This is a genomic window from Nocardioides abyssi, from assembly GCF_030412915.1.
GTDB classification, from domain to species: Bacteria; Actinomycetota; Actinomycetes; order Propionibacteriales; family Nocardioidaceae; genus Nocardioides; species Nocardioides abyssi.
The window spans coordinates 308,260-331,615 of the sequence record NZ_JAUHJR010000003.1 but is presented as its reverse complement, the minus strand read 5'-3'; the positions used below and the strand labels follow the sequence as shown (position 1 = coordinate 331,615).

Genomic DNA, 23,356 nt, shown 5'->3' with positions numbered 1-23,356 from the left:
CGGGCGCCGTTTGGTTCGCACGAGTCAGCCTGTCAGGCGGCGCCGACGTAGAAGTCGATGCAGATCGGTGGCGCGTGGGTCTCGTGGACGGTGATCGTCGTCGGTGGTGGTCGAGTGCGGTGCCGGTGACCCGTCGGGGTCGTCGTCTCGATGGACCCGTCCTCGGATGGTCGGGCGTCCCAGCCCGAGGCCTGCTTGGCGTGGTTGCAGGCCTCGCAGAGGCCCTGACCGTTGTGTCCGCTGGTCTCGCCGCCGTCGACGGCGGGGTGGGCGTGGTCGGTCTGGCGGATGGGTGCGTCGCACCAGGGGGTGCGGCAGACCTGGTCGCGCAGCCGAATGAACCGGGCCAGTCCCGTCGGGAAGACGCGGCCTCGGGAGTCCATGGCGACCAGCTCGCCGGTGGTGGGGCTGGCGTAGAGCCGCCGTAGCCACACCTCCTCGTCCCTCGCCAGGGCGCCGGCGAGGATCTCGCGGCCGAGCTCGGCCGGGACCGGGCCGTAGCCGTCGACGCGGGCGGGGTCGTCGGCCTCCCCGAGCACGGAACGGTCGGTCATCACCAGACCCAGCTCGACGCGGGTGCCGGTGGTGGCCTGGTGGTCCGCCAGGACGCTCTCCACGAGGGTGTCCGCCATGACCTGCCCCTTCGACCGGCCGTCACCCCCGGCACGGGCAGCCGCGGCGGCGCGGGTCAGCGCGGCGTAGGCCGCGACGCCGTCGGCCACGGGGAGGACGGCGGTGAGGTGGACCATCGTGTCCGGCGCCGGCCGGATGGTCACGCACCGCTCCTGGTGGGCCCGGCGTTGCCGCTTGACGACCGCGGCGGCGTCGAGGCGGGACGCGTGGCGGCGGCAGAGGGCCGCGACCTGCCGCTCCGACATCTGCTCCAGGCGGTCAAGGGCGTCGGGGGTGGCGGCGAGGAGCCGGTCGACCTCGAGGCGGTCCTCGACCTCCAGGCACGCGGTCTCGCGGACCGCGAGGGTCGCGCCGTGCTCGGTCACCGTCCCTCGTCGCCAGGCGGCCCACAGGTGTGGCATCTCGGTGGCGATGACCTTCGCCAGACCGAGGTGGCGCTGGCCGCGGTGGTGGGACTCCTTCCGCGCCAGGGCGACCTGGGCGGCCACCCCGCGGCCGCGGAGGTCGGCGGGCACCCCGGCCGCCGCCTGCTGGACGCGTTGGGAGGCGTCGAGCTCCCGGGAGAGCGCTGCCTGGGCGGCGGTCGCGACCCGGACGAGGTCCTCCAGCGCGGTGATCGTGTCGATCCGTTCGGCGTCGTCGAGCCCGGACGCGGCGTCGGCGGCGGCGTCGAGGGCGGCGGTGAGCCGGCGGTGAGCTCGGGTGATGGTCGAGGCGTGCAGGACTCCCGGTGGGGAGGTCCTGGTGGGCTCGAACATGTGTTCGATTCTACCCCAGCCGGCCGACGGTGGGAAGGGCTCGTTCACAAGCTCTGCGGGTTTCGAGACAGGCGCTGCGCGCCTTCCTCAACCAGCCGGGGGGCGCTGCGCGCCTTCCTCGACCAGCCGGGGGGCGCTGCGCGCCTTCCTCAACCAGCCGCAAGGGACGGGTGGCGGGGTGCGTCAGCCGGTGGAGCCGGCGCGGGGCGGGATGAGGACCCCGAGGACGCCGTCGAGGACGTCGGTGGTGGCGTCGAGGAGGTCGCGGACGGCGCCGGTGACGGGCGCGACGGCGCTGCCGGTGGCTCCGTCGAGGACCTCGACGACCTCCTCGACGACGGGGTCGAGCAGGCCGGAGGTGGGACCGGGGCCCGGGCCGGGGGTGCCGGGAGGTGTGGGGGCGGGTGTCGCCGGGGGAGCCGGCGGGGTCGTGGGCTGACCGGGGCCCGGCCCGGGCTGGGGGTCCCCCGACGGGGCGGGAGGGGACGGCGCAGCGACGGGGGTGAGGACGACGCCGGGGACGGGGACGGACGACGCGGGCGGGGACGACGGGTCCGCGGAGCGGCCATCGACATCAGCCTCGTCGACGCCGCCGCGCTCGGCCGAGGCGGGCCGGTCGGCGTCACGGTCGAGGAACGGCACGACGTCGCCCAGGGGCCCGCCGCCGACCTGGACGGCGAGCACGGCGACGGCGCCGGCGGCGACGATGGCGAGGGCTCCGGCCGGTTCGGTCAGCCGCTGGCGCCAGGTGACGGGCGGCGTCTCGACGCGCACCAGCTCGGGTGCGGGGTCGGGCTCGACGACGGTTGGAGCGGGGGCGGGCTCGTCGGCGAGCGCGGCGCGGGCGGCGGCCACGAGCGCGGGGCCGAGACCGGAGTCGCGGTACGCCGGGTGGACGAGGACGCGGTGGGCCCGGACGCCGGCGGCGGAACCGGGGCCAGAGTCGGCGGCGACGTACCCGACGACCGACCGCACGCCGCCGTCCTCGACGACCGCGACCCCCTGCCAGTCGGCGGGCGTGCGCTGCAGCCACTGGGCAGCACGCAGCGCCCCGGAGGCGACCTCGGGCGCGACGGACGGGTCGGCGGCGACGACCGCCTCCACGAGCCGCGCGACCAGACCGCGGTCGGCCGGGCGCGCGCGCTCGACCCGCGGCTCGGGCCGCGGGTGCTCGGTGCGTGCTGGGTCGTCCATGTCCGTCCATGATGGCCGCGGGCGGCGGTTCCTGACGGCAGGACAACGAGACAGGGTGGCGTGAGGTGCGCCTCGACTAGTCCGGCTGGACCGCGGCGCCGCGCAGGTCGGCGGCGGCGAACGAGGCGGGGGCCGGCTCCTGGCCGGTCACGGGTCGCGCGGGCCACGGCCTACGCTCCTCCGGTGAGCGCCACCCTCGTCGCCAAGGACCTCTCCGGCGGTCACGGCCACCGCGTCCTCTTCGAGGGGCTCGACCTGACCGTCGCGCCCGGAGACGTGGTCGGCGTGGTGGGGGCCAACGGCGCCGGCAAGTCGACGCTGCTGCGGCTGCTCGCCGGCGCGGACACCCCGATGGGCGGGACGGTGAGCACGGCGCCGCGCGACGCGTTCGTCGGGTGGCTGCCCCAGGAGCACGAGCGGGTGCCGGGGGAGACGGTGGCGGCGTACGTCGCCCGCCGCACCGGCGCCGCGGCCGCGACCGGGGCCATGGAGGCGACCGCCGCGGCGCTCGGCTCGGGGGAGCCGGGCGCGGACGACGCGTACGCCGTGGCGTTCGACCACTGGATGGCCAGCGGCGCCGCCGACCTCGACGACCGGCTCGGCCCGGTCCTCGCCGACCTCGCGCCCGAGGTGGGGCCGGCCGCGCTGATGACCTCGCTCTCCGGCGGGCAGGCGGCCCGGGTGGCGCTGGCCGCGCTGCTGCTCAGCCGGTTCGACGTCGTGCTGCTCGACGAGCCGACCAACGACCTCGACCTCGACGGGCTGGCTCGGTTGGAGTCCTTCGTGCAGGGGCTGCGGGCCGGGGTCGTGCTGGTCTCCCACGACCGGGAGTTCCTGGCCCGATGCGTCACGCGGATCGTCGAGCTCGACCTGGCCCAGCACCAGGTGAGCGTCTACGACGGCGGCTACGACGCGTTCCTCGAGGAGCGGGCGGTGCAGCGCCGCCACGCCCGCGAGGCCTACGAGCAGTACGCCGACACGAAGGCCGACCTGGTCGGCCGCGCGCGCACACAGAGGGAGTGGAGCTCCCAGGGCGTCCGCAACGCGATGCGCAAGAGCCCCGACAACGACAAGATCCGCCGCAAGGCGGCCACGGAGTCCTCGGAGAAGCAGGCGCAGAAGGTGCGCCAGATGGAGTCGCGGATCGCGCGGCTGGAGGAGGTCGAGGAGCCGCGCAAGGAGTGGGTGCTCCAGTTCGACATCGCCGCCGCGCCGCGGTCCAGCGCGGTGGTCGCGGTGCTCAACGAGGCGACCCGGGAGCTCGGGGACTTCCGCCTCGGCCCGGTCTCGCTGCAGGTCGACGCGGGCGAGCGGATCGGCATCACCGGCCCGAACGGCGCGGGCAAGACCACCCTCCTCGACCTGCTGCTCGGGCGCACCACCCCCGACAGCGGCTCGGCCTCCCTCGGCGCCTCGGTCGCGGTGGGCGTGATCGACCAGGCACGCACCGGGCTCGACGACGACCGGCCGCTGGGCGCGGCGTTCGAGGCGGTCGTGCCGGAGCTGACCCAGGCCGAGGTGCGCACGCTGCTGGCGAAGTTCGGGCTCAAGGCCGACCAGGTCGCCAGCCTCGTCGGTCGCCTCTCGCCGGGCGAGCGCACCCGCGCCGCGATGGCGCTGCTCCAGGCGCGCGGGGTCAACCTGCTCGTGCTCGACGAGCCGACCAACCACCTGGACCTGCCGGCGATCGAGCAGCTCGAGCAGGCGCTGGAGTCGTACGACGGCGCTCTGATGCTCGTCTCCCACGACCGCCGCCTGCTGGCGAACGTCCGGCTCGACCAGCGCTGGGAGGTCGCCGCCGGGCAGGTGCTCGTCCGGAAGGCCTGACGGGAAGCCTGGTCCCGTCGGGAGCGTTGGACCGGGCATGAGGTTCTCCCTGCTCGACCGCTCCCGCACGCGCACCGGCTCGGCCGAGGGCGCCGCGCTCGGGCACACGGTCGAGCGCGCGGTGGGTGCCGAGCGGCTGGGCTACGAGCGGTTCTGGGTCGCCGAGCACCACGGCGTGCCCGGCGTCGCCTCCGGCGCCCCGGCGGTGCTGCTGGCCGCCGTCGGCGCCGCCACCTCGACGATCCGGATCGGGTCGGGCGGGGTGATGCTGCCCAACCACCAGCCGTTCGTGGTGGCCGAGCAGTTCCGCATGCTCGCCGGGCTGCACCCCGGCCGCGTCGACCTCGGCGTGGGCCGCTCGGTCGGGTTCACCGCGCCGGTGCGGCGGGCGCTGCGTCGCGGGGCCGAGGAGCCGGACACGTTCGCCGAGGACGTCGCCGAGCTGCGCGCCCTGCTCGAGGGCACGGGCGAGGTGACCGTCCGCCCCGACGGCGTCGGACCGGTGCCGGTCTCGGTGCTCGCGACCGGCCGCGGGCTCGAGGTGGCCGCGCGGCTCGGCCTGCCGGTGGTGGTCGGCGGACCGGTGCTCACCGAGCCCGACGCCGGCGAGCGGCTGGCGGCGTACCGCCGTGGCTTCGTGCCCCACCGCGGCAGCACCCCGCACCTCACGGTCTCCCTCGACGTGCTCGTCGCCGACACCGACGCCGAGGCGCGCGACCTCGCGCTGCCGGAGGTGTGGGCGATGGTCCGCTCCCGGCGCACCGGCGTCTTCGGCCCGCTGGAGCGGGTCGCCGACATCCGCGCGCAGGACTGGGACGCCCAGGACACCCGCCGCGTCGAGCGCGGGCTCGACGCGGTCGTGGCCGGCACCGCGGCGACGGTACGCCGCCGGCTCGACGAGCTCGTGGAGCGCACCGGCGCCGACGAGCTGCTGGTCAGCGGCTCGACCCACGACCGGGACGCGCTCGCGGCCTCCGACGCCGAGGTCGCCGCGCTGCTGGGCTGACCTCGGGCTGACCTCGGGCTGACGGCGACCACGGCCCGGCCGGTTTCGGCCGGGGCCGCCCGCCCTGGGATGATCGGCGGCTGCCAGGCATCGAGGGGGATCAGCATGAGCGGGATCGCGGGGGAGCTCGCGGGCGTCCGGCGCGCCTTCGCGCAGCCGACCCTGACGCTGCTGCACCAGCGGCAGGCGCCGGTGGTCATCACGATCTTCCGCGAGGCGTTCGGCCGCAACAACGTGCCGATCCCGACCGCGCGGCTGCACACCCAGGTCGAGGAGCACCTCGCGCAGGCGCGCGCCGCGGGGGAGACCGACCTGCCGACGGGGTCGGGCCGGGAGGTCTGCCAGCGGTGGATGCGCGGGCAGTGGCTGGTGCGCTCGTTGGACGACGAGGGCCGCGAGGTCTACACGCTGACCTCCCACGCCCAGCAGGCGCTGGAGCTGGTCAAGAACCTCGCGCGCGACCGCGCCACCCTCAGCGAGCACCGGATCGCGACGATCCTCGGCACGGTCCGCCGGTTCAACGCCGAGGCCAACCCCGACCGGTCGGCCCGCGTCGGCATCCTCAACACCGAGATCGCGCGGCTGCAGGCCGAGCGCGACCGGCTCGTCGACGGCGGTGACCTCGAGGGCGCGACCGAGGACTACATGCTCGAGGGGTTCACCGAGCTGCTGTCGCTGGTCTCGGCGCTGCCCAGCGACTTCGCGCGGGTGGAGGAGCGGTTCGCCACGATCCGCGGCGAGATCCTCGCGGCGTTCCGCGCCGAGGACCGCCCCGCCGGCCAGGTCATCGACGACTACCTCGCCCGCGCCGACGCGCTGATGACCGCGACCCAGGAGGGCCGCGCCTTCGAGGGGGCCTTCGCGCTGCTGCGCGACGACGGCCTGGTGACCCAGCTGCGCGAGGACCTCACCGCGCTGCTGGAGCACCCGCTCTCCGACGGGCTGGTCAGCGACGCCGAGCGGGCCGAGCTGCGCGGCACGGTGCGGCTGGTCCGCGACGGCCTGGACCGCGTGCTGGTGCAGCGCTCGCGGGTCACGGCGACGCTCAAGGACTACATCGTCTCCCGCGACGCGGCCCGCGACCGCGAGCTGGAGCAGGTGCTGCGGCAGGTCGAGTCGGAGCTGGTCACCTGGATGGCGACCACCGGCCCGCGTGCCACGCACGACGTACCCCTCCTGCCCGCGCGCGCCGACGTCGGCCACCTCCGCGAGCGGTTCCACGACCCCGCCGACGACGTGCTGCCCGACCCCATCGAGGTCGCCGACCCCGACGACGCGCCGGCGGTCTCGCTGGCCGACCTGGTCGCCCAGGGGGGTCCGCGGATCGAGGAGCTGCGCGCCCGGGTCGACGCCGCGCTGACCTCGCTGCTGCCGCCGGCGACCCTCGGCGAGCTCTTCGCCGGCCTCGACGTCGACCTGCGCCGCCCGGTCGAGGTCTTCGGCCTGCTGCACCTGGCCGCCGACCGCGGCTGGCGCAGCGAGGACGGCGAGCCCGTCGGCACCGAGGACTTCGACGCCGTCCGTCCCGACGGCAGCACCCGCACGCTCGCCGTGCCGCGCACCCCGCTGCCCGACCCCGACCGCACCCGCACGACCGAGACCGAGGACCACGGATGAGCCAGGACACCCTGACCGAAGCCGAGCTGGAGCCGGCCTCGGTCTCGCTCTGGGAGGGCGACGAGGGCGGGCTGGAGCAGGCGCAGCGCCAGGCGCTGGTGACCCTGCTCAAGCAGCGGTTCGTCAGCGCGCGCACGCACCCGCGGGACTGGCAGGTGCTCGTCGAGCACGAGCGGGTGCTGCGCTCGCGGCTCAACGACCTCTTCCTCGACCTCGCCATCGACCGGGACCGCGAGGTCGCCTGGAAGCGGCAGGCCTCGCCCGAGACCGGCGGGCGCTTCCCGACGCTGCTGTACGACGCCGCGTGGTCGCGCGAGGAGACGATCGTGCTGGTGCACCTCCGCAACCGCCTGCGCGCCGGCGCGGCCGCGGGCGAGGCGCGGGTCTTCGTCGACCGCGAGGACCTGCTCGAGCACGTCGCGGGCTTCCGGCCCCCGCACGCCACCGACGAGTCGGGCGACGAGAAGCGCGCCCGCAACGCGGTGGCTGGCCTGGTCAAGGCGGGGCTGCTGATCGCCGGCGAGCACGAGGACCGCTTCGAGGTCAGCGAGGCCGTCGAGCCGCTGCTGCCGCTGGAGCTGCTGCACGAGCTGCTGGACTCGCTGCGCCGCGCCAACGCCGAGCCGCAGGCCGAGGACGAGGCCGACGAGCCGCTCGACGCGGGGCTGGGTGACGGATTGTTCGAGGACGAGACGGACCAGCAGACGGGGGAGCAGGCATGAGCGTCGGAGAGGCCGAGCACCTCGAGGACGAGCACTCCGCGGGGCTCTTCGACCGGCAGGTCGTCTCGCTGCCCTCCGACGACGGCATGCAGTGGCGCGCGGCGCTGATGCAGCTGGTCAACTGGGGCGGCTTCGGCGGCCTGACGACGATCCCGCTGCGCGGCGACGCGACGATGATCTCCGGCGCCTCGGGCGTCGGGAAGAGCACCGTGCTCGACGCCTACACGGCGCTGATGATGCCGTCGGACACGAAGTTCAACGGCGCGTCCAACGACGCGGTCGCCGGCCGGGCGCGCGGCGTCGGGCAGCGCAACCTGCTGTCGTACCTCCGCGGCGCCGTCGACGTCGTCGACGACCCCCGCACCGGCAAGCCCGTCGAGCGGCTGCTGCGCGGGCAGGGCGTCGACACCTGGGGCGCGGTCGCGATGACGTTCGTCAACGACCAGGGCGGCCGGTTCACCGCGCTGCGCACCTACTACGTGCCGCGCCGCGCGACCCGCTCGGCCGACGTGCAGATGCAGCTGGCCACCCACGAGGGCGCGCTGCCGATGGGGACGCTCGAGGTCGCGGTCGGCGAGCGGTTCCACGCCACCACGCTCAAGAAGCTCTTCCCGGGCATCCGCGTCCACCGCACCTACGCGGAGTACGCCGCGGTCCTGCACGCCCGCCTCGGCATCGGCGCGAACGGCGACGGCGCCAAGGCGCTGCGGCTGCTGGCGCGCATCCAGGCCGGCAACCAGGTCCGCAGCGTCGACGAGCTCTACAAGGAGATGGTGCTCGAGCGGCCCTCGACGTACGCCGCCGCCGACCGCGCCGTCGAGCACTTCGACGACCTGGAGCGGGCCTACGCGGCGATGCGCACCGAGGAGGAGAAGCTCGCCCTCCTCGAGCCGATCACCGACCTGCACGAGCGCGGCGCCGCCGCGGCCGCCCGCCTCGCCGCGCTCGACGCCTACGGCGTGACGCTGCCCGGCGACACCCCGCTGCGGCTGTGGCTGCTGCGCACCCACCTGCGGCTCATCGAGGCGGCCGTCGCAGACAACCGGGACGCCCGCGCCACCACCGCCGACGCCCTCGCCTCCGCGGTCTCGGCCGAGCAGACCCTGCTCGGTGACCTCGAGGCCGCCAAGGAGGAGCACCGCGCCGCCGGCGGCTCGACCGTGCAGTCGCTGGGGCTCGCGCTCCAGCAGGAGGAGGTGGTCCGCGAGGACCGCCTCGCGCGGCGCACCGCCCTCCGGGAGCGGCTGCTGCCGCTGGTCGACCTCACCGACGGCGCGACCGACGAGGACTCCGCCGCCGCGCTCGACCTCGACGGCGCGCTCATGTCGGCCGAGGCGTTCGCGGTGCTCCAGCAGCACGCCCGGCAGTGGCTGGCCGGCTGCCGCTCGGCGCTGGAGACGATCCGGCGCGACCGCGACGGCACCCGCGACCGGCGCTACCCGCTGCAGCAGCGGCAGGGCGAGCTGCGCCGCGAGCGCGCCTCGCTGGAGAGCCGAGCCGGTCGCGTGCCGGCCGGGATGCACGAGATGCGCGCCGAGGTGGCGCGCGCCAGCGGGCTGTCGCCCGAGGACCTGCCGTACGTCGCCGAGCTCGTCGACGTCGCGCCCGAGGAGTCCCGGTGGCGCACCGCGGTGGAGACCGTCCTCGCCGGCAGCGCCCGGCTGATGCTGGTGCCGCTGGACCGGCTCGACCACTTCTCCGCCGCGATCGACGGGTTGCGGCTGCGCGGGCGGCTGACCTTCGAGGGCGTCGAGCTCGGGCTGCCCGACCTCGGCCCGGCCGACCCCGAGCGGGTCGCCGGCAAGCTGCTGCACCAGGACTCGCCGTTCTCCGGCTGGGTGCAGGCCCACGTCGCCCACCCCTCGCGCAACGCGCTCTGCGTCGAGGACGCCGCAGGGCTCGCCGGCGACGGCTTCCGCGTGACGCCGGCCGGCCAGACCCGCAACGGCCGCCGCGGCACCCATGGGCGGACCGACGTGCGCAGCATCATCGGCTTCTCCAACGCCGAGGCGATCGCCGAGATCGACGCCGAGCTGGCGTCGGTGGAGGAGCAGCTGCAGGCGCTCGACGCCGAGGTGGCGACCCTCGACCACCGCGCGGCCGTGCTCGAGCAGCGCCGCACGGCGTACGACGCCGTCGCGACCGCCCGCTTCGACGACCTCGACGTCTCCGCGAGCGAGCGGCGCACCGCCGAGCTCGAGCAGCGCCGCCAGGACGTGCTGAGCGCTGACGACAAGCTGCAGGTGCTGCAGGCTCAGGTCGAGGAGCTCGCGGCGCGGCTGGAGGCGACCCGGCGCGAGCGGTTCGCGCTCGAGCAGCGGGCGCGGGAGCTCAGCGAGGCCCACGGCGCGCTGGTCGACGACGAGGACGCGGTCAAGGACCGTCTCGAGGCGGTCGAGCGCGCCGGCGACGTCGAGCTGACCGCGGAGCAGGAGGCCGCACTCGCCGACGAGCTCGCGGCCGCGGCGGCGCCCGCCGACCCCGAGGACCTGGCCCGCTTCCCCGAGTCCTCCCACCGGCTCGCCGAGGGGCTGCGCGCGGCCGTCGCCGACGCGGAGGACGAGACCCGGCGGGTGGCCGAGGAGCTGGCCGGCATCTTCCGGCTCTACCAGGCGCGCTGGGAGTCGCCGAACCTCGGCACGAGCGCCGCGTCGTACGCCGACTACGCCGCGATCCTCGAGCAGGTGCGCGGCACCGGCCTGGCCGAGCGGCGCTCGGAGTGGCGGCGCCGGCTCACCGAGTGGAGCGGGCAGGACCTGGTGCCGCTGGTCGGTGCGATGGCCGCCTCGATCGAGGAGATCGAGGACCGGCTCGAGCCGATCAACGCGATCCTGCGACGGCTGGAGTTCGGCGCCACGCGGGACCGGCTGCGGATCCGCTTGCGGCGGCTCGCGCCCGCGCACGTCCAGGTCTTCCTCAAGGACCTCCGGGCGCTGTCCGCCGGGTCGACCGGCGAGCTGGACGAGGCGGCGTTGGAGGAGCGGTTCACCCGGCTCAGCAGATTCATGGACCAGCTGCGCCCCGCCGCCCCCGGCGCGCACGGCGTCGTCACCTCCGACCGCGACCGGCTGCTCGACGTGCGGCGCCACGTGGAGGTCAGCGCCGAGCGCTACGACCACCTGACCGGCGAGCTGCGCGCGACCTACCGCACGCTGGGGGAGAAGAGCGGCGGCGAGACCCAGGAGCTGGTGGCGTTCATCGTCGGCTCGGCGCTGCGCTTCCGCCTCGGCGACGAGCTGCGGTCGCGGCCGCGCTTCGCGCCGGTCTTCCTCGACGAGGGGTTCGTCAAGGCCGACTCGGAGTTCGCCGGCCGCGCCGTGCAGGCGTGGAAGGGGCTCGGCTTCCAGCTGGTCGTCGGCGTCCCGCTCGACAAGGTCACCGGCCTGGAGCCGCACATGGACGAGCTGCTCGCCATCACCAAGAACAGCGCCACCCACCAGGCGTGGATCACGCCGATCCGGGACGCGGGCGGGCGGGGGGAAGATTCATCGGCCAGCCGCTGAACCTGTCGGTGGGCCGATGAAACTTCAGCGGCCAACCGGGAGATTCATCGGCCAGCCGCTGAACCTGCCGCGGCGCGCCGGCTCGCCGCCCGCCCGCTCCGACGCCTAGCCCGAGAACCGCGCGGTGACCGAGCCGAGGCCGGAGATCTCGGCGACGACGGTGGCGCCGGGGGAGACGTCGCGCATGGGGCCGAGCGCGCCGGAGAGGACGACCTGGCCGGCGCGGAGCGGCTCGCCGTAGGCCCGGGCGGCGCGGGCCAGCCAGGCCAGCGCGTTGAGCGGGTCGCCGAGGCAGGCGGCGCCGTTGCCGGTGGAGACCTCCTCGCCGTCGATGGTCATCCGCATGGTGACGTCGACGGGCTCGACCTCGTCGAGGGTGCGGCGCTCGGTGCCGAGCACGTAGAGGCCGCTCGAGGCGTTGTCGGCGACGGTGTCGCCGAAGGAGATGTCCCACCCGGCGATCCGGCTGTCGACGATCTCGAGCGCGGCGACGGCGTGGTCGACGGCGCCGCGCACCTGGGCGGCGTCGAGGGGACCCTCGTCGAGGTCGGCGCCGAGCACGAAGGCGACCTCGGCCTCGGCCTTGGGCTGGAGCAGCCGCGCCATCGGCACCTCGTCGGCGCCGCTGAGGTCCATGTCGTCGAAGAGCCACCCGAAGTCGGGCTGGTCGACGCCGAGCTGCTGCTGCACCGCGAGCGAGGTCGCCCCGATCTTGCGGCCGACGACGAGGGCGCCGGCGTCGCGCCGGGCGGCGACGAGGTGGGACTGGACGGCGTACGCCGCCGCGAGGTCGTCCGGCCCGATGAGGTCGCGGACGGGCGCGCACGGGCGCACCTCGCGGGTGGCCTCGACCAGCCGGTCGGCCGCCGCGCGGATCGCGGCCTCGGGGACGTCCGTGCGGCCGACGTTGTCGGGGGAGTAGGGGTCGCTCACGGGGTCAGCGTGTCGTCCGGGGGCCGGGGAGCGGAAGCCGGTCTCGCAGGTCGGTACGACAGCGACCGGCCCACACGCACCAGCAGGCGGTCGAGGTCGGTGTCGACGCTGGGGTCGATGGCGCGCTTGACGACCTTGCTGGTGGCGGTGCGGGGGAGCGCGTCGACCAGGCGCAGGTAGCGCGGCACCCAGGTGGTGCCGAGGTCGGGCTGCGCGGCGAGGAAGTCGGCGAACGCGTCGGCGTCGAAGCCGACACCCGGCTCGAGCTCCGCGACCGCCAGCACCGCGTCACCGACCGCCTCGTCGGGCACGGCGAGCACGGCGACGTTCGAGAACGCCGAGAAGCGGGCCAGCAGCCGCTCGACCGGCGCGGTCGCGACGTTCTCGCCGTCCACGCGCAGCCAGTCGCCGGAGCGGCCGGCGAAGTAGAAGAAGCCGTCGGCGTCGCGGTAGGCCAGGTCGCCGGACCACACCCAGCCGTGGCGCAGCCGGCGGGCGTCGGCCTCGGGGTTGTCCCAGTAGCCCTCGAACAGCGCGGCGCCGGTCCGGTTGACGATCTCGCCGACCGCCTCGTCGGCGTTGAGGAGCACGCCGGCGTCGTCGAAGTGGGCGGGTGGGCACTCCTCGAGCGTCTCGGGATCGAGCACGACGGTCCCCTCGGGCGCGCGGCCGAGCGAGCCGGGCGGGGTGTCGGGGGTCCGCATCACCCGGATCTCGCCCTCGCTGGAGCCGAACGAGTCGACCACCTGGCAGCCGAAGCGCCGCGAGAACTCCGCGATGTCGCGCTCGGACGCCTCGTTGCCGAAGGCGATCCGCAGCGGGTTGTCGGCGTCGTCGGGCCGCTCGGGCGTCGCCAGCACGTAGTGCAGCGGCTTGCCGACGTAGTTGAAGAACGTCACCCCGTGCCGGCGCACGTCCGGCAGCCACGCCGAGGCGGAGAACCGGCGCCGCAGCACGACCGTCCCGCCCGTGCGCACCGCCGGCGCGATGCCGGCCATGATCGCGTTGGAGTGGAACATCGGCATCACCACGTAGAACACGTCGTCGCCCGTCAACGCCCGCCGCTCGACCTGCTGCACCGCGATCCGCGCCAGCCGGCCCTGGGTGCAGATGACCGCCTTCGGCGCGGAGGTGGTGCCCGAGGTGAAGACGAGGGAGTACGCCGTGCCGGCCGCGACGTCGTCGGCCCGCGCGAGGTCGAGGGGCGCCGCTGCGGCGAGCCGGTCGGCGTGGATCGGGTCGTCGACGTGCAGGGTGCGCTCCGGCGAGACGCCGGTGGCCAGCCCGTCGAGCAGCGGGCGGCGGCTGTCGTCGACGACGAGCGCCTGGCAGCGGGTGAAGGTGACGTCCCGCTCCAGCTCGGGCCCGCGCCGGGTCGGGTTGATCCCGACGACGGTCGCGCCGGCCAGCGCGGCGGCGCACCACCAGAAGAGGTGCTCGGCGGTGTTCTCCATCGCCAGCCCGACGTGCCAGGGGCCGTCGCTCCGCAGGTCGTCCAGCAGGCCGGCGCGCAGCCGCGCCTCCTCGACGACCTCGCGCCAGGTCCAGGAGCGCTCCTCGAACCACAGCGCGGTCGCGTCGTCCTCGGCCCGGTCGGCCACGAGCCGGGCGAAGGTGGGCGCGTGCTCGCTGCCCGGCTGGGCGGCGACGGCCCGGGGCCCGGGTCGGTCGACGTCGGTCATGCGGGGGTCACCTCGTGGTCGGGGCCGCCGGGGTCGGGATCCCGTGGCGGGATGGTGGATGGGCGCGGCTCGTCGACCGGCCGGGGTCGGCGACTTACCCGATGTGGGGGATGCGCCGTCGACGGTGCCGGGCGCACGCTCGGGGCAGAGACCTGTCCGCCGGCTGCGGTGGGGTTCCACGGCGACGCACGCCGGCGCCCACCCCTACACCCGCTCCCGCTGCTGGCCCGCAAGGATGCGGGACCGTGGCCGGCGGACCGGTCTCTTCCACCCCGACTCAGGCCGGCGTCGGCGCGTGGTCGCGCGCGACCTCCTTGGCCCAGCGGTAGTCGGCCTTGCCGGCGGGGGTGCGCTTGACCTCGGCGACGACGACGAGGTCGCGGGGGACCTTGTAGCCGGCGAGCGACTCGCGGGCGTGGCGCTGCACGTCCTCGAGCTGCGGCGTGCGGCCCTCGCGCGGGGAGACGACGGCGGCGACCCGCTCCCCGAGCCGGTCGTCGGGGACGGCGACGACGAGGACGTCGGCGATGTCGGGGTGGCCGTGCAGGACGTTCTCGACCTCCTCGACGTAGACCTTCTCCCCGCCGGTGTTGATGCACTGCGAGCCGCGGCCGAGGAAGACGATCGAGCCGTCGTGGTCGCGGTAGCCCATGTCGCCCAGCACCGAGCAGCGGCGGCCGTCGGGCAGCGTGCGGAAGGTGCGGGCGGTCTTGTCCTCGTCCTTGTAGTAGCCCTGGGGGACCGGGCCGAGGCGGGCGATCAGGCCGACGTGCTCCGGACCGGCCGGCACCTCGGCGAGCGTGTCGTCGACGACGAGCATCTTGTCGGTGGCCGGCACGCGCAGGTTGCCCCGCTCGTCGAGGGTGATCTCGCCGTCGTTGCCGGACTCCGAGGCGCCGAAGTTGTCGCGCTGCATCGCGTTCGGCGCCAGCGCCCGGAACCGGTCGCGGCAGGCCTGGGACCAGATCGCGCCGCCGGAGGTGATCATGAACAGCGCGGAGTAGTCCACCTCGTCCTGCCGGCGCTCCATCTCGTCGGCCAGCGGCTGGCCCATCGCGTCGCCGACGATCAGCAGGCTCTGCAGGCCGTCGTGCGCGATGCCGTCGACGATCCGCGCCGGGTCGAAGTCGCGGAGCATCACCAGGCGGCCGCCGAAGATGAAGTAGAAGAACATCGCGTACGACGCCGCGCCGTGCATCAGCGGGGCCGCGATGAGGAACGAGATCGGCGGCATCGCCTGGGCGGCGGTCGCGATCGCGGCGAGGTCGGGGTGCGGGTCGCCGTAGGGGTTGCCGCCCGAGAGCGGCTTGTGGAACAGGTCGTCGTGGGTCCAGACGACGCCCTTCGGGTACCCCGTGGTGCCGCCCGTGTAGAGGATGTAGTGCTCGTCCCCGGTGCGCTCGGCGAAGTCCCGCTCGGCCGGCTTGTCGCGCCAGCCCGCGAAGTCGACGACCGCCACGCCGCGCTCGTCCGCCGCGGACACGAGCGTCGGCTCGGGCTGCCCGACGACGTACACGGTCCGGACGGCGGGGAGCCGGTCGAGGATCGAGGCGAGCACCTGCTGGTGGCCCGGCTCCTCGACGACCACGGCGGCGCTGTCGGAGTTGGTGAAGAGGTACTCCAGCTCCGCGGCCGTGTAGCGGTAGTTGACGTTGATCGGCACCGCGCGGACCTTCAGCAGGCCGACCATCGCGGTCACGTGCTCGACGCAGTTCTTCAGGAAGATCGCCACGTGGTCGCCCGCGGCCACCCCGTTCGCCGCGAACAGGTGGCCGACCTGGGTCGCCTCCCGGTCGAACTCGGCGTACGTCAGGTGGCGGCCCTCGTAGGTGAGGGCGACCCGCTCGGGGACGGCATCGGCGACGGTCTCGAAGACGGAGGCGAGGTTGAACTTCATGCCTGGCCACGCTAGCCAGGATTTCGCTCGTTGTGAGCCGTATCACCCAGATGGTGGAACGTGTTCTCGTTCTGCGGACGCCTGGGACCCGACACGGGTGCCGGACGCGAGGTGGTCGCCGATGATCCAGCCGAAGCCGAACGCCGAGAGCAGGCCGTTGCCGGAGGAGTAGCCGTCCGAGGACGGGCCGGCGAGCCCGCAGGCGGTGCCGCCACCGGCGTAGAGCCCCGGCACCGGCTCGCCGTCGGGGCCGAGCACACGGCCGGTCGTGTCGACGACGACGCCGCCCTGGGTGGCGAGGACGCCGTGGGTGACCCAGGCGAGGTGGTACGGCGCGACGAGGGGCCGACGGCCGGGGAGCGGCGCGAGGGCCGCGGCCGCCGCGTCGAGGGTGGTCCCGAGCGCCCGGGCGAGGGCCGGCAGGTCGGGAAGGTCCTGCACGGCGCCGGCGGCGAGGCAGTCGCGCATCATCTCGGAGTGGCGGGTGGCCGCCATGGTCTCGGCGTCCCACACCATCGCGGCGCGTTCTCCGGGCTGGCGGCGCAGGACGCCCGCCATCGAGGAGTAGCCGTGGGCCTCCTCGTCGACGAACCGGCGGCCGTCGGTGCCGACGAGCACCGCGCCGTTGAACGGCAGCGCCGGGGACACGCGGGTGCCGTGGTCGACGACGACCAGCCCGCTGCGCAGGCAGGCGCCCATGTTGCGGAAGGTCGCGCCGAGCCCGGCCAGCCACGGGACAGCCGACCCGGTGGCGGTGGAGACGCCGCCGTAGAACGGGCTGCCGAGGTCGCCGCAGTGCTGGGCCATCAGCTCGGGGGAGGCGGCGAAGCCGTCGGTGGCGAGCACGACGGAGCGGGCGCGGACGCGCTGGCGCACGCCGTTCTGCTCCACCACCAGGCCGGTGACCGCGCCGTCCTCGACGACTAGGTCGAGCACGGGTGCCTCGTCGACGAGGGCGACGTTGGGCAGCCGCTCCAGCGCGGCGCCCAGGTGGGCCATCAGCCGGGCTCCGCCCTGCCGACCGACGTCGGTGTGCAGCCGCGGCACGGACATCCCCGCGCGGGGCATGTCGGCGCCGATCTCGACGGGGTAGCCGAGCTCGTCGGCGACCCACTCGACGAGCCCGGGTGCGACCGCGCAGAGCGCGTGCACGACCGGCGCCCACTCGTGGTCGCCGCTGGCCGCGAGGATGTCGGCGGCGTGGCGCTCGGGGGAGTCCTCGATGCCCGCCTCCCGCTGGAAGCGCGTCCCGCCGGCGGCGAGGCTGCCGCTGGAGATCGCCCCGTTGCAGCCCTCGCGCGTCGACCGCTCGAAGACCGCGACGACGAGGTCGGGGTCGCGCGCGGCGCGCAGGGCGGTCATCACGCCGCAGGCGCCCCCGCCCGCCACCGCTACGTCGACCTCGACGTCCCAGGTGAGGGTGCTGCCGGTCATCCGAGCACCTGCGGCAGACCGTAGAACGCGCGGGCGGCGTCGACGACCTCGCGGGCCGGCTGGGAGGAGTGGAACCCGCGCCGGGACGGGTGCAGGCCGGTCGCGGCGTGCTGGGCGGCGCGCAGCTCGGCCACCCGCACGCAGGTGCCGAGCGAGTCCAGCACGGGCACGTCGTCGACGCGGTGCACGCCCTGGTCGGCGAGGAACACGTTGAGCGGCCCCTCACCCGGCACCACCACGTCGGCGCCGACGGCGATCGCCCGGCGTGCGGCGGTGGTGAAGGCCTCGAGGAGCGGCTTGGGGTCGGCGTACGCCGCCATCACGTCGGTGAACCCGCGGTCGACCTGCACGATCGGGCCGACGAGCGCCTCGAGGCGGTAGTGCGCGATGTTGCGGCGCAGCTGCGGGGTCAGCGCCTCGATGAAGTTCACGATGCCGACCCGGTCGCCCAGCATGGCGGCCATGAGCAGCGAGGTGTGGCCGAGGGCGACGACCGGGATGTCGACCAGCGACCGTACCTCCTCGTAGGCGGTGTCGGGGATGGTGGCGATGAGGAACGCGTCGTACCCCTCGTCCTGTGCGCGCAGCGCCGCGTCGACGAACTGCTCCTTGTGCAGCCCGGCGAGGTAGGCGTGCCCGATGTGGGTGCCGGGGTACGCCGAGGGGTAGGTGCCCGCCCGCATGCCGTGCAGGTCGACGGTGGTCCCGGGGGCCGCCTGGGCGGACAGGTGCCGGGCGAGCGCGTCGCGGTAGTGCGGCACGTCGTCGAGCACCGTGAAGCTCTGGTGCCAGATCCTCATCGCCGCACCACCTCCTGGGCCGCCTCCCGGCCCGCGATCCGGCCGAAGGTCGCGCCGCGCAGCACCGAGGTCGACCCGGTGTAGTTCGAGTAGTAGAGGCCGGTCAGCTCCCCGGCGGCCCACAGGCCGGGCACCGGGCGCCCGTCGCGGTCGACCACCTCGGCGGCGGGGGTGGTCTTGAGCCCGCCGAAGGTGAAGACGTTGGCGGCCATGACCGGGTAGGCCTCGAACGGCCCCTCGACCACGGGGCGCGCCCAGTTCGACTTCGGCGGCACCAGCCCGGTGGTCGCCAGGCCGTCGGGGGCCCGGTGGTCGAAGCCGGCGGGGTCCGGGCAGGCGGCGTTGTACGCCGCGAGCGTGCGCTCGAGCGCGTCGGCCGGGACGCCGATGCGCCGGGCGAGCTCGGCGACCGTGGCCCCGCGCACGGGCGGCTGGTCGGTGCGGATGCCGGCGCGCAGGTTGGGGACCGCGAGGCCCTGCTGGTCCAGCACCACCCAGGCGACGCCGCGCTCCTGGGCCTGGATGTCGCGCGTGGTGCGCTCGTACCACGCGTCGACCGGGCCCCGGGCCTCGTCGACGAACCGCTCGCCGGCGGCGTTGACCAGCACACCGTGCGGGAAGCAGAAGATCGCGGCCTCGGGCTCGCCCGAGCGGGGGTCGACGGGCTCGGCGTGGAAGAGCGCGAAGTTGCCGGCCGTCGCGGCGCCCACGGCCAGCGCCATCTCCAGGCCCTCGCCCTTGTTGTAGCCGCCGCCGCGGGCGACCGGACGCGTGGTCAGCGCGCGGTCGCCGTGGTAGCGCGCCATCAGCTCGGCGTTGCCCTGGTAGCCGCCGGAGGCGAGCACGACCCGGCCGCGCAGCTCCACCGGTCCCTGGGGGGTGCGAGCGCGCACGCCGACGACGGCCTCGTCCTCGACGAGCAGGTCGCGGGCGGTGGTCTCGAAGTGGAAGGCGACGCCGAGGCCGCGGGCGGCCTTGCCCATCGTCTCCACGATCGCCAGACCGCCGCCGACCGGCGCCATCCGCGAGGTCGAGGTGGTGAGGAACGGGGTCGGGAGGTGGTCGAAGCGCAGGCCGTGACCGGTCATCCAGGCCAGCGTCCCGGGCGCCTGGGCCGCGAGCTCGGCGACGTAGTCGGGGTCGACGACGTGGAGCGCCCGGTAGAGGCCGGACCGGCGCTCGGGGGCGACCGCCGCCTCGTTCACCACGCTCGGGTCGGGGTGGCCCATGAAGTCCTCGACGAGGGTGTCCTCGAGCCCGTCGGCGGTCTCCTCCAGAGAGGCCATCCGCAGGAAAGCCTCGGTGTAGCGGGTGTTGCCGCCGGACTCGGCCTCGGTCGCGCGGTCGACGAGCGCGACCCGCGCGCCGTGCTCGGCCGCCGAGCACGCTGCGGACAGGCCGGCCACGCCGCCGCCGACCACCACGACGTCGTACTCGTGGACGGTCCCGACGGTGCTCATGCCAGCGCCGCCAGCAGCTCGTCGGAGGAGGTGACGGTGGCGAAGAGCGGCAGCATGTTCTGCACCGAGAACTCGTGGAAGTCCGGCCGGAACGACGCGCACATGTCCTCGACGACCGTCACCTGCAGGCCGGCGTCGCTGGCGTGGCGGGCGGCGGACTCGACGACGAGGTTGGTCGCGACACCGCCGAGCACGACCTCGCCGACGCCCTCGGCCGCGAGCACCGAGAGCAGCGGTGTGCCGACGAACGGGTCGACACAGCCCTTGTCGACGACCGGCTCGCCCGGCAGCGGCGCGAGCGCCTTGACGATCTGCGCCTCGGGGGAGTCCGCGAGCATCGCCCGCTGGTCGGGGTAGGCGTCGAAGCGGGCCAGGCGGTTGGTCCGCAGCACGTAGCTGGGGTCGAAGGCGAGCCGGACGTGGACGACGAGCCAGCCGGCGTCCCGGGCGGAGCCGAGCACCTTCTCGGCGGTCGCGAGCACGTCGCGCTCGGCGACCTGGGCGGCGAGCGGAGGCATCCGCAGGTGCGGGCCCTCCTCGCACAGCGCGACCTGGTAGTCGAGCAGCAGCAGGGCCTTGCGGGGGTGGGTCATCGGGTTCCTCTTCCGGGTCTTCGGCATGGGTCTGGGCGGGGATGTCGGGAGGGTCGGTCGGGCGCTCGTCACCAGGCGGACCAGCCGCCGTCGACGTAGACGACCTGGCCGGTGACGTAGGACGCGGCCGGCGAGGCGAGCAGCAGCAGCGGGCCGTCGAGGTCCACGTCCGGGTCGCCGAGGCGGCCGAGCATCGTGCGCTGCGCGAACCACTCGAGCCGCTCGGGGTCGGCGCCCAGCGGGGCGGTCATCTTGGTGGGGTAGAAGACGCCGGGGGCCAGGCAGTTGACGCTCACCCCGTGCGGGCCGAGCTCGGCGGCCAGGGCCCGGGTCACGTTCACGACCCCGGCCTTGGAGGCGTAGTACGCCGACTCCGGCACCGGTCCGACGCGCTCGGCGTAGACGGTGGTGAGGTTGACGATGCGTCCCCGCCCGGCAGCCGCCATCACGCGGCCGGCCGCCCGGTCGACCAACCAGGTGCCGGTCAGGTTGACCGCGACGACCCGCTCGAACTCCGCGGGCGTGGTCTCGTCGTAGGGCTTGCGCAGCATCAGCCCGGCGGCGTTCACGAGCACGTCGAGCCGGCCGTGGTCGGCGAGCACGCGCTCGACCACGGCATCGACCGAGGCCTCGTCGGTGACGTCGACGCGGTGGTCCACGTCGGTGGGGTCGAGGTCGGCGGTGACGACCGTGGCGCCGCGGGCGGCCAGCGCCCGGGCGGCGCGCTCACCGAGCCCGCCGGCGGCGGCGCCGACGACGAGCGCCACGTCGCCGGTGAGGTCGAAGGGGTCCCGGCGGGCGGGTCCGGTGCTCACCACGTCAGCCCGCTCTCCTCGGCCGCGGCGCCCTGCCCGGCGAGCCGGCCGAAGATCCCGGCCTTGCCGATGGAGGAGCCGGTCATGTAGCCCGCGCCGTGGAACCCGCCGATCACCTCGCCGGCGGCGTACAACCGCTCGATCGGCTCGCCGAGCACGTCGAGGACGCGCATGCGGGTGTCGACGGTCAGGCCGCAGTACGTCGCGAGCACGACCGTGCCGGACGGGTGGGCGTAGAACGGTGGCTGATCCAGGGGCAGCAGGTCACCGACGGTGCTGGAGAGCGCGCGGCGGCCGAGGTCGTCGGGCTCGCCGTCGCGGATGCGGCGGTTGTACTCCTCGACGGTGGCGACGAGGGAGCCCTCGGGCAGGCCGACGGCTTCCTCGAGCTCCGCGACGGTGTCCCCGCGCAGGAGCATCCCGGCGCGGTCACGGCCGGCGAACTCGTAGATCGGCACCTCGTCGTTGCTCGCCGCCATGACCTGCGCGTCGAAGACCTGCCAGGTGGTCACCCCCGGCTGGGCGAGCGCAGCGTCACCGATCTCCTTGTAGGGCAGCGACTCGTCGACGAACCGCCGGCCCTCGCGGTTGACGGCGATCGCGCCCTTGTAGACGGCGAGGATGCCGGTGCCGTCCTCGTCGGGATGGGGGCGCGGGTAGATGCCGTAGGTGCCCTTGACGTACGGCGTGTCCACGACGCCGGCGCCGAGCTGCCAGGCCAGGAGCATCCCGTCGCCGGTGCAGCCCGGCCCGCCGGCGCGCAGCGCGTGCTCCATCTGCGGGGCGAACCGGGCGAGGAGCCACGGGCTCTGGGAGAAGCCGCCGGTGGCGACGACGACCGCGTCGGCCTCGATGCGGTGAGGGCCGTCGGGTCCCTCGACCTCGACCCCGACGACCCGGCCGTCCTCGCGCAGCAGGCGGCGCGCGGGGGTGTCGAGCAGCAGCCGCGCTCCGAGCCGTCCGGCCGCCTTGAGCAGCACCGTCAGCATCGCGGTGGTGTCGGTGGGGTGCGACCGCGGGACGGACTGGCCGGAGGCGGCGTGCACCTCGCCGTAGCGGACCCCGTGGTCCTTGAGCCAGCGGTAGGTGTCGAGCTGGTGCTCGCAGTAGAGGTCGACCAGCTCCTCGTCGTTGCGGTGCTTGCCGGTCTCGAGCAGGTCCTTGCGCAGCAGCTCGGCGGAGTCCGCGATGCCCTGCGCGACCTGCTCGTCGGTGCCGGCGTACGCCGACAGGCCGGCGGAGCGGACGGTCGAGCCGCCGATCTCCTCGGTCTTCTCGATCATGACGGCGTACTGGCCCGCCTCGGCGGCCGCCAGCAGCGCGGAGCAGCCGGCGAGCCCGGAGCCCAGCACGAGCACGCCGACCCGGTCGGGCAGCTCGGTCTCGTAGGGCAGCCCGGGGATCATGCCGGGCTCCCCGTCTGCTGCCAGGGACGGTCGTAGTGGGCCTCGGCCGCGCCGAACTCCGGCAGGTGGAAGAGCTGCTGGCGCTCCTGCCAGGTCGCCATCCGGTCCGCCCGCGTGGCGGTCTCGCCGGTGGCGGCCAGGTGCGCGAGCGCGTCGCGGCCGGCGGCCAGCATCGAGCGCATGAGGTAGTTGGCGAAGAGGGCGACGTCGAAGCCGAGCGCGGCGTACTCCTCGAGCGGCAGCTGCGGCGTCTTGCCGCCCTCCACGACGTTGACGACCAGCGGGACGCCGGCCAGCTCCTTGCCGACGCGGGCCAGCTCGTCGACGGTGCGGGGCGCCTCGACGAAGAGCACGTCGGCACCGGCCTCGACGTAGGCGTGCCCGCGCTCGATCGCGGCGTCGATGCCCTCGGCGCTGCGGGCGTCGGTGCGGGCGACCAGCACGAGCGCGTCGTCGGTGCGAGCCTCGAGCGCCGCGCTGATCTTGGCCTGCATGTGCGCGGTCGGGACGAGCCGGTGGTCGTCGAAGTGGCCGCAGCGCTTGGGCATCTCCTGGTCCTCCAGCTGCAGGGCGGCGGCGCCGGCGCGCTCGAGCAGACGCACGGTGCGCATGGCCGACAGCGGGCCGCCGTAGCCGGTGTCGGCGTCCACGACGACCGGCAGCGCGGTGGCCTCGGTGAGCCGGCCGACGTGGTCGACGACCTCGCCGAGGGAGACCAGGCCGAGGTCGGGGACCCCGTGCTGGGCGTTGGCCATGCCGGCGCCGGTGGCGTAGACCGCGGAGAAGCCGGCGTGCTCGGCCAGCCGGGCGCCGAGGGCGTCGGTGACCCCGGGGAGCACGAGCGGGCCGGGGCCCTCGAGGGCGGCGCGGAGCGCGAGCCGGCGCTCGTGGGCGCTCGGCATCCGGCCGACGCCGGTGAGGGCGTGGGCCCACGGGCCGGGGGCTGCCGGACGGGCGGGGGCGGGGGTGGCGGACAAGCGAGGACCTCCGTGGCTGGTGTCCCAGCAGGCTGGCACCGCGAGGGCCGGCAGACCTCGGAGCACGGTCCGTCAGGCGGCACGCAGGGGCAGAGACCC

The 23,356-nt window shown here is 75.1% G+C and carries 17 protein-coding genes; 5 read left to right on the top strand and 12 right to left on the bottom strand.

Features of this window, described 5'->3' with window-relative positions; all coding sequences use genetic code 11:
* Positions 1–32: 32 nt before the first annotated feature.
* Both QWY29_RS10515 and QWY29_RS10510 read right to left on the bottom strand, forming a co-directional pair.
* A complete protein-coding gene (locus QWY29_RS10515) occupies positions 33–1,391 on the bottom strand; it encodes an HNH endonuclease (protein ID WP_300960697.1) in 1,359 nt (452 codons plus the stop codon).
* A 183-nt stretch (positions 1,392–1,574) separates the two neighbouring features.
* On the bottom strand, positions 1,575–2,585 hold the full coding sequence (locus tag QWY29_RS10510) for a GNAT family N-acetyltransferase (RefSeq protein WP_300960696.1): 1,011 nt from the start codon (positions 2,583–2,585) through the stop codon (positions 1,575–1,577).
* Positions 2,586–2,768: 183 nt separating this feature from the next.
* On the opposite strand from QWY29_RS10510, the gene QWY29_RS10505 reads away from it, so the two are divergent.
* The 5 genes from QWY29_RS10505 (at position 2,769) to QWY29_RS10485 (ending at position 11,260) form a co-directional block, all read left to right on the top strand.
* Entirely contained in the window at positions 2,769–4,412 is a 1,644-nt protein-coding gene (locus QWY29_RS10505) for an ABC-F family ATP-binding cassette domain-containing protein (protein ID WP_300960695.1), read from the top strand.
* A gap of 37 nt (positions 4,413–4,449) precedes the next feature.
* Positions 4,450–5,418, top strand: a complete 969-nt coding sequence (locus QWY29_RS10500) for an MsnO8 family LLM class oxidoreductase (protein WP_300960693.1) — start codon at positions 4,450–4,452, stop codon at positions 5,416–5,418.
* Positions 5,419–5,523: 105 nt separating this feature from the next.
* Complete coding sequence (locus QWY29_RS10495) at positions 5,524–7,035, top strand: DUF3375 domain-containing protein (protein WP_300960692.1); 1,512 nt, start codon at positions 5,524–5,526, stop codon at positions 7,033–7,035.
* Positions 7,032–7,757 (top strand): DUF4194 domain-containing protein, encoded by a 726-nt coding sequence (locus QWY29_RS10490; protein ID WP_300960691.1) that lies wholly within the window; start codon positions 7,032–7,034, stop codon positions 7,755–7,757. Before QWY29_RS10495 ends, QWY29_RS10490 begins: the two co-directional genes overlap by 4 nt.
* Complete coding sequence (locus tag QWY29_RS10485; protein WP_300960690.1) at positions 7,754–11,260, top strand: ATP-binding protein; 3,507 nt, start codon at positions 7,754–7,756, stop codon at positions 11,258–11,260. The genes QWY29_RS10490 and QWY29_RS10485 overlap by 4 nt, the downstream gene beginning before the upstream one ends.
* A 105-nt stretch (positions 11,261–11,365) precedes the next feature.
* Here QWY29_RS10485 and QWY29_RS10480 read toward each other — a convergent pair whose 3' ends face one another.
* The 10 genes from QWY29_RS10480 to QWY29_RS10435 all read right to left on the bottom strand — a co-directional run bounded on the left by QWY29_RS10480 (position 11,366) and on the right by QWY29_RS10435 (position 23,257).
* Entirely contained in the window at positions 11,366–12,193 is an 828-nt protein-coding gene (locus QWY29_RS10480) for a 2-keto-4-pentenoate hydratase (protein ID WP_300960689.1), read from the bottom strand.
* Positions 12,190–13,875: an AMP-binding protein gene (locus tag QWY29_RS10475; protein ID WP_300960688.1), complete on the bottom strand. Its 1,686-nt coding sequence runs from the start codon at positions 13,873–13,875 to the stop codon at positions 12,190–12,192. Before QWY29_RS10475 ends, QWY29_RS10480 begins: the two co-directional genes overlap by 4 nt.
* A gap of 277 nt (positions 13,876–14,152) precedes the next feature.
* Positions 14,153–15,772, bottom strand: coding sequence for an AMP-binding protein (locus tag QWY29_RS10470; protein WP_300960687.1), 1,620 nt, complete (start codon positions 15,770–15,772; stop codon positions 14,153–14,155).
* 42 nt (positions 15,773–15,814) lie between these two features.
* Positions 15,815–17,206 (bottom strand): FAD-dependent oxidoreductase, encoded by a 1,392-nt coding sequence (locus QWY29_RS10465; RefSeq protein WP_300960686.1) that lies wholly within the window; start codon positions 17,204–17,206, stop codon positions 15,815–15,817.
* Positions 17,203–18,006, bottom strand: coding sequence for an aspartate/glutamate racemase family protein (locus tag QWY29_RS10460; protein ID WP_300960685.1), 804 nt, complete (start codon positions 18,004–18,006; stop codon positions 17,203–17,205). The genes QWY29_RS10465 and QWY29_RS10460 overlap by 4 nt, the downstream gene beginning before the upstream one ends.
* Positions 18,003–19,466, bottom strand: coding sequence for an FAD-dependent oxidoreductase (locus QWY29_RS10455; RefSeq protein WP_300960683.1), 1,464 nt, complete (start codon positions 19,464–19,466; stop codon positions 18,003–18,005). The genes QWY29_RS10460 and QWY29_RS10455 overlap by 4 nt, the downstream gene beginning before the upstream one ends.
* Positions 19,463–20,059, bottom strand: a complete 597-nt coding sequence (locus QWY29_RS10450) for a cysteine hydrolase family protein (protein ID WP_300960682.1) — start codon at positions 20,057–20,059, stop codon at positions 19,463–19,465. Before QWY29_RS10450 ends, QWY29_RS10455 begins: the two co-directional genes overlap by 4 nt.
* 68 nt (positions 20,060–20,127) lie before the next feature.
* Positions 20,128–20,874, bottom strand: a complete 747-nt coding sequence (locus QWY29_RS10445) for an SDR family oxidoreductase (RefSeq protein ID WP_300960681.1) — start codon at positions 20,872–20,874, stop codon at positions 20,128–20,130.
* The gene (locus tag QWY29_RS10440; protein ID WP_300960680.1) at positions 20,871–22,280 is read right to left on the bottom strand and encodes an FAD-dependent oxidoreductase; all 1,410 of its coding nucleotides are present in this window, start codon (positions 22,278–22,280) and stop codon (positions 20,871–20,873) included. Before QWY29_RS10440 ends, QWY29_RS10445 begins: the two co-directional genes overlap by 4 nt.
* Positions 22,277–23,257, bottom strand: a complete 981-nt coding sequence (locus QWY29_RS10435; RefSeq protein ID WP_300960679.1) for an isocitrate lyase/PEP mutase family protein — start codon at positions 23,255–23,257, stop codon at positions 22,277–22,279. Before QWY29_RS10435 ends, QWY29_RS10440 begins: the two co-directional genes overlap by 4 nt.
* Positions 23,258–23,356: the final 99 nt, after the last annotated feature.